The organism is Streptomyces sp. CLV115 (assembly GCF_038448545.1).
GTDB lineage: Bacteria > Actinomycetota > Actinomycetes > Streptomycetales > Streptomycetaceae > Streptomyces > Streptomyces sanglieri.
Genome location: NZ_JBCEWQ010000269.1, coordinates 1 through 5,813 on the forward strand (window position 1 = coordinate 1; position 5,813 = coordinate 5,813).

Genomic DNA, 5,813 nt, shown 5'->3' on the forward strand with positions numbered 1-5,813 from the left:
GATCCCGCCCCCACCCCCGCAGCGCGCGGAAAGGCCCGGCGCACAGGTCGTCGACCATGTGTGCCGGGCCTCGGTGTCGCTCGCTGTCAGGTGTGTACGGCCAGGTGTCTCGCGGGTGCGGGAACGGGGTGTCTAGAGGTACGGGCCCGACCGGATGGCCCCGTGCGGGTCACCGCTGCCGTCCTCTTCCTCATGGGCGCTGCCCGGCGGAAGGGCGCGGCGCATCTGTTCCAACTGGGCCCGGGCCGCCATCTGCTGGGCGAACAGTGCCGTCTGGATGCCGTGGAACAGGCCCTCCAGCCAGCCCACCAACTGTGCCTGGGCGATCCGGAGTTCCGCTTCGGAGGGCACCGAATCCTCGGTGAACGGCAGAGAGAGCCGCTCCAGCTCCTCCACCAGCTCCGGCGCGAGGCCGTCCTCCAGCTCCTTCACCGAGCCGGCGTGGATCTCCTTGAGCCTGACCCGGCTCGCCTCGTCGAGAGGAGCTGCCCTGACCTCCTCCAGGAGCTGCTTGATCATGCTGCCGATGCGCATGACCTTCGCGGGCTGTTCGACCATCTCCGTCACCGGGACCTCACGCGATTCGTCGTCAGTGCCACCGCCGCCGCCGATCGCCATGCCGTCCTGCCCCACTACGAGGACTTGGGGGTGCTCCTGCGACCGTTCATTCCTCGGCATCTCCATGGCGCCATTGTCTCGCACAGCTGCCGTACGACACTGTGGTGCCCCCGTAAACGGTTGATCCACCGTTTATGGGGGCACCAAGTCAGCCGGTCAGCCCATCGGCCGCGCCGCCCACGGCAGGCGCAGCACCGCCTCTGCCGTCGTCCGGCCTGCTGTCGTCCGGCCTGCTGTCATCCCGCCCTGCGGGCCAGCGCGAGGCGCGAGCGGGTGAGGGCCGTCGCGAGCAGACCGGCCAGCAGCGGGACGCCCACGACGAGCAGGGCGAGGGTGGGCCAGGGCAGCACGATCGGCGTGTACGCGGACTCCGTGGGATCCAGCCGCATCGCCTGCAGCGCCTGGCGCAGATCGACCAGCCGCAGCGCCACCGCGGGCACCAGGCCCGCCAGCGTGCCGAGCACGACGCCCGTGAGCGCCACCACCACACACTGGAAGCCGGACAGCTTCCGCCGCACGCTCGGGGGCGCACCCACCGCGCTGAGCGTGTTGAGGTCGGCCTCCGCGTCCGCCTTGGCGAGGCCCGTGGTGATCGCGGCGGCGCCCAGCGTGACCATTCCGGCGAACAGGGTCAGGATCAGCAGCATGGAGTCGTCGGTCCCGCCGGGGCCGGAATCGTACTGCACCCAGAGGCCGCCGCCGGCCTGCTCGATCGCGCCGTCCGTCCGCTGTGCCTCGGCATCCGTCGGCGTGTGGGCGACGGCGTACACGCTTCCGGTCGCCTCGGTGTGCAGGCCGATCCGTTCAGCGGTCCGCCGCGGCAGGATCATGCTGACCCCGGGAGTGGCGGCGTACTTCGAGGGTGCCACGTACACCTTCAGCCTGTCCGTGGTGGTCCGCGCCTTGCCCGGGTGCTGCTTCAGGTTCTGCTTGTCCTCCTTGCTGTACTGGTGGACCGCCTTGACGGTGACCTCGCCGTTCTGCGCGTACACCTCGTTGAGCAGCACCGGCGTGCCCGCCGCCAGTGCCTTGGCGGCGGCGGGGTCGTCGAGCTTCACATAGGTGCTGAGCAAGGTTTCGTCCGCCACGACGATGCCGTTCGCGTTGGTGCCGAAGAGGCCGGACGACATGGTGTCTACGAGGCAGGCGGGGGAACGCATCAGCTTCTTGTGCTCGTCCGTGGAGAGCCGCGCGGCGAGCTCCTTGGCGCCCTTGCCGGTGAGCGGGCAGGAATGGTCCTTCCCGGCGGGCTTGACCAGCTCCAGTGAGCCGCAGCCGTCTTCCTCGTCGTAGACGTTGCAGTCGCTCCCTGCCCAGGCCCGGTGGAAGTCGGCGCGGCCGCCGGTGACGTCCATGTTCCGTTCGACGGCTGCCCGTGCCCGCGGGAGCCGGGCGGAGGCCTCGGTGCCGGCCGAGGAGAGGAGGACGGTTCCCTCGTTCAGGGAGGGGGTGTAGTTGAACTCGTACTCGGCCGTGGAGCTGGCCATGTACGTGGCGATGGCGACCGAACCGGCGACGGCCGCCATCACGGCCGCGACCGCCGGAGCGGTACGGCCGCGGTTGCGGGCCGCGTCGCGCAGTGCCAGCCGGGGCGAGAGCGGCAGCCTGCGGCCGAGCCGCCCGAGGAATCCGACGATCACCGGGATGCAGGCGAGCAGCCCGAGCTCGGCGGTCACCGAGCCGCCCGAGACCAGCGACGAGTTCCCGGTGGTGCCGCCGTAGAGGGCGACGGCGCAGCCGATGGCCAGTACGCAGGTGCCCAGGACGGGCATGACCCGCGAGGAGCGGCGGACGCCACGGCGGCCGGTGAGCGACTCCAGCACGGACTGCCGGCTGGCCACGATCGCCGGGGCGAACGCGGCCAGCAGCCCGGTGACCAGGCCGATCACCGCGATGAGCAGCAGTTCCACCGGGTTCAGGGTGAGAGAGACGAAGCGCTGCCCGGCCCACTTCTCGATCATCGGACGGAACAGCGTGGTGGCTCCAAGACCGACCACCACACCGGTCACGGCTCCGACGCCGCCGAGCACGAGACCACCGCCGAGTACCACGGCCCGGACATGACGCCGGTCCCCTCCGCAGGTGCCGAGCAGACCGAGCTGGCGGCGGGAGCGGCGCGCACCGACCGCGAACGCAGGTCCGGCGAGCAGCACGATCTCCAGGATCGCCAGGGCGATCACGGTGACGAGCGGCGCGCTCATCTCCTCGGAGCTCTCCTGGTAACGCTCCTGGTCGGCCTTCACCTCGGAGTCCGGCGGCGGGTCGAGGACGACCTGACGGGACTTGACGAGGATGCCCGACTCGTTGGCGGCCAGGATGTGCGGCCAGGTGATCCCCACCCCTTCGGGGCCCTTGACCAGCCAGTCCTTGTCACGGGTGTTCGGCGGCACCACCGACTTGTCCTTGCCGGACTTGGCCTGCCACGGGGCGATGACCGCGCCCGGGTCGGCGTACAGCGCCTGGGAGTTCAGGGAGTCCGGCCGCTCGACCACACCGGTGATCGTGTACTTCTTGCCGGAGTTGCGCACGGTGGTGACCGATCCGACGTGCAGGCCGGTCGCCTTCAGGAGCGGCTCGGTGGCGGCCATCTCGTCCGTGCCGTGCGGGAATTCACCGCGTACCAGGTCGATCTTGCCGCGGGCCAGCTTGTCCGAGGTCCGGAACTCGTAGATGTCGATGTTGGCGATGCCGTACCCGGTGGTGATGCTTGCCGGGACCTGCTGGATGCTGATCGCCCGCGAGCCCTTGGGGAACGTGGTGCTGATGTCGATCGGAGGGGCGGAGTCGTCCACCGGCGCGTTCTCGTCGACCATGTCGAACGAGTCCCCGTTGGGCAGCTGATGGATGGGACCGATCCGCTGGTCGGTGAAGAGCGCGTCGGCGGAGCCCATGTCGGCCGTCAGCGTCTCGGCCGTGGTCGGTGTCACGCTGCGGTACGTCACGTCGAGGGCGGTGACGCCGACCACCGGTACGGCGATCATCGCGACCACGAGTGCGCTGCGGCCCTTGAACCGCATCGCGTCGCGCCGGGCTATCCGCAGGGCGGCGCGCCAGCCGGTGAAGACGTTCACTTCGCGGCCTCGGAGGTGAGGAGCGAGTCGGCGTGGGCGGTGAGCGTCTGGTCGACGATCGAACCGTCCCGGAGGAACACGACCCGGTCCGCCCAGGCCGCGTACCGCGGCTCGTGCGTCACCATCACACCGGCCGCACCCTGGTCGCAGCGGTTGCGCAGCAGCGCGAGCACCTTCTCGCCGGTCTCGGAGTCGAGCGCTCCGGTCGGCTCGTCGGCGAGCACCAGACGCCGGTCCCCCACCAGCGCGCGGGCGATCGCGACCCGCTGCTGCTGGCCGCCGGACATCTCGTCCGGGAAGCGGTCCGCGATCTCCAGCAGCTTCATCTCCTCCAGCGCCGCCCGGGCCTCCTTGCGGGCCTTGCGCACGGAGACGCCGTCCAGCTCGCGCGGCAGGGCGATGTTCTCGGCGGCGGTGAGCGCGGGGATCAGGTTGTAGTCCTGGAAGACGTAGCCGACGCTGCGGCGGCGCAGGGCGGCGATGCCCTTGCGGCCGAGCCCGGAGATGTCCTGGCCCTCGATGACGACCTGGCCGCTGGTGGCGGTGTCGAGACCGCCCGCGATGGTCAGCAGGGTCGACTTGCCGGAACCGGACGGGCCCATCACGGCGACGAGCTCACCGGCGTGCACGGCGAGGTCGATGCCGCGCAGGGCGTGTACCTCGGCGATGCCGGAGCCATGGGTGCGGGTGAGCGCCCGGAGTTCGAGCACTGGTGTGCCGTCGGATATCGGTGCGCCGGTCGGCGCCGCGGGTCGGGGCGGGACGTGCGAGGACATGATGAGTGGTTCCCCCTCGGAACGGGTGTGGAGCGATCGCGCGGGGCGGCGGAGTGGTCCGTGGCGGACCGTGCCGGTGTCCGGGGCGTACGCGAGTGGCCTGTGGCGGCCCGGGTTCCGCGCCGGCTGTGGTCGGCGCCGGCTGCGGTGTGCGGCGGACGGAGTGCGTGTGCGCTCGGCGCCTGCTGCGATGTGTGGTGCGCGGTGCGCGGTGTGTGCTCAGCGCCGGCTGCGTGGGAGGGCGACGCGGGACATGGCGCGTCCGGTCGTACGGACCTCGGGGTCCGGCTCCGTGGCGGCGGCGTCGGCGAGGCGGATCAACCGGGTCTCGCAGTGGTCCAGCCAGCGTGCCTCGGCCTCCGCCTGGAAGATCAGCTGTTCCAGCACGAGCAGCCAGGCGACCTCGTCCCGGTTGGTCGGGACGTCGCTGAGCGACTGCGCCTTGAGGCGCGTGTAGTCCTGCATCGCCTTCAGGGTGTGGTGGCGCTGGGACTGGATGACGGCACGGATGTCGACCCCGGGCGCGCCGACCGCCATGGCGAGCTTGATGGCCAGCTCGTCGCGGGGCGGGTTGCTGCGGTCGACGGGCGTCTCGAACCAGCTTCGCAGCTCGGTGCGTCCGTCGTCGGTGATCGCGTAGAGGGCGTGCCCCTGGTCGTCCTCGTCGTCCTGGACGACCAGGCCGTCGCGCTCCAGCCGACTGAGTGTCGTGTACACCTGGCCGACGTTGAGCGGCCAGGTGGAGCCGGTGCGCGACTCGAATTCGGTACGTAGCTGGGAGCCGTATCTGGGCCCCCGCTCCAGAAGGGCCAGCAGCCCGTGGCGAATCGACATACTCAGTATGTATACCGAGTATGTTGCTGGATGCAAATCCCTCCAGGGGGTGCGCGGGAGCCGGTGAGACGGCCCGGGGCGCTCAGTCGGCCCGGCGCATACGGAAAGCCAGGAAGCCCAGCCCCAACCCGATCAGCGCGATTCCCGCGCCCAGTGAGACCTGTTTCACCCGGCGTACGGCCGGCGTGTCCAGGGCCTGCGGCGAGAGCGGGTCGGCGCCGGCGGATGTACTCGCCCCGGGCGTCTCCGCCGGTACCGGTACGGGCGCCGGATCGCTGGTGGCCGGGGGCGCGTCGGGCCTCTGGAACGTGCCGTCCGGGTGCGCGATCTCCCACGGCGAGAGCTGTCGCCCAGGACGCAACCGCCCCTCCCCGGCCTCCCGCCCGGCCAGCGGGGACTCTGCGTCGGTGACCGGCGGCTCCGCGTCGGAGGCGGAGCCCGAGCCGGGGCCGGAGTCCGAGTCGTCGGACGGGGCCGGGGTGGCGGAGGCCGCGGCGGAGCCTGAGCCGGGGTC

At 71.3% G+C, this 5,813-nt stretch carries 5 protein-coding genes; all 5 read right to left on the reverse strand.

Annotated features, from left to right (window positions below):
- Positions 1-132 precede the first annotated feature (132 nt).
- Entirely contained in the window at positions 133-684 is a 552-nt protein-coding gene (locus tag AADR41_RS40810; RefSeq protein ID WP_342287415.1) for a bacterial proteasome activator family protein, read from the reverse strand.
- Positions 685-854: 170 nt separating this feature from the next.
- Positions 855-3,689, reverse strand: coding sequence for an FtsX-like permease family protein (locus AADR41_RS40815; protein ID WP_342287417.1), 2,835 nt, complete (start codon positions 3,687-3,689; stop codon positions 855-857).
- Positions 3,686-4,465, reverse strand: a complete 780-nt coding sequence (locus AADR41_RS40820) for an ABC transporter ATP-binding protein (protein ID WP_342287418.1) — start codon at positions 4,463-4,465, stop codon at positions 3,686-3,688. Before AADR41_RS40820 ends, AADR41_RS40815 begins: the two co-directional genes overlap by 4 nt.
- 219 nt (positions 4,466-4,684) lie before the next feature.
- A complete protein-coding gene (locus AADR41_RS40825) occupies positions 4,685-5,299 on the reverse strand; it encodes a PadR family transcriptional regulator (RefSeq protein WP_342287419.1) in 615 nt (204 codons plus the stop codon).
- An 82-nt stretch (positions 5,300-5,381) separates the two neighbouring features.
- Positions 5,382-5,813: hypothetical protein (locus tag AADR41_RS40830; RefSeq protein WP_342287420.1), on the reverse strand; the 432-nt coding region annotated here is incomplete at its 5' end.

Coding starts and splice junctions, on each gene's coding strand:
- AADR41_RS40810 (WP_342287415.1), bottom strand. CDS start 684: ATGGAGATGCCGAGGAATGAACGGTCGCAGGAGCACCCCCAAGTCCTC.
- AADR41_RS40820 (WP_342287418.1), bottom strand. CDS start 4,465: ATGTCCTCGCACGTCCCGCCCCGACCCGCGGCGCCGACCGGCGCACCG.
- AADR41_RS40825 (WP_342287419.1), bottom strand. CDS start 5,299: ATGTCGATTCGCCACGGGCTGCTGGCCCTTCTGGAGCGGGGGCCCAGA.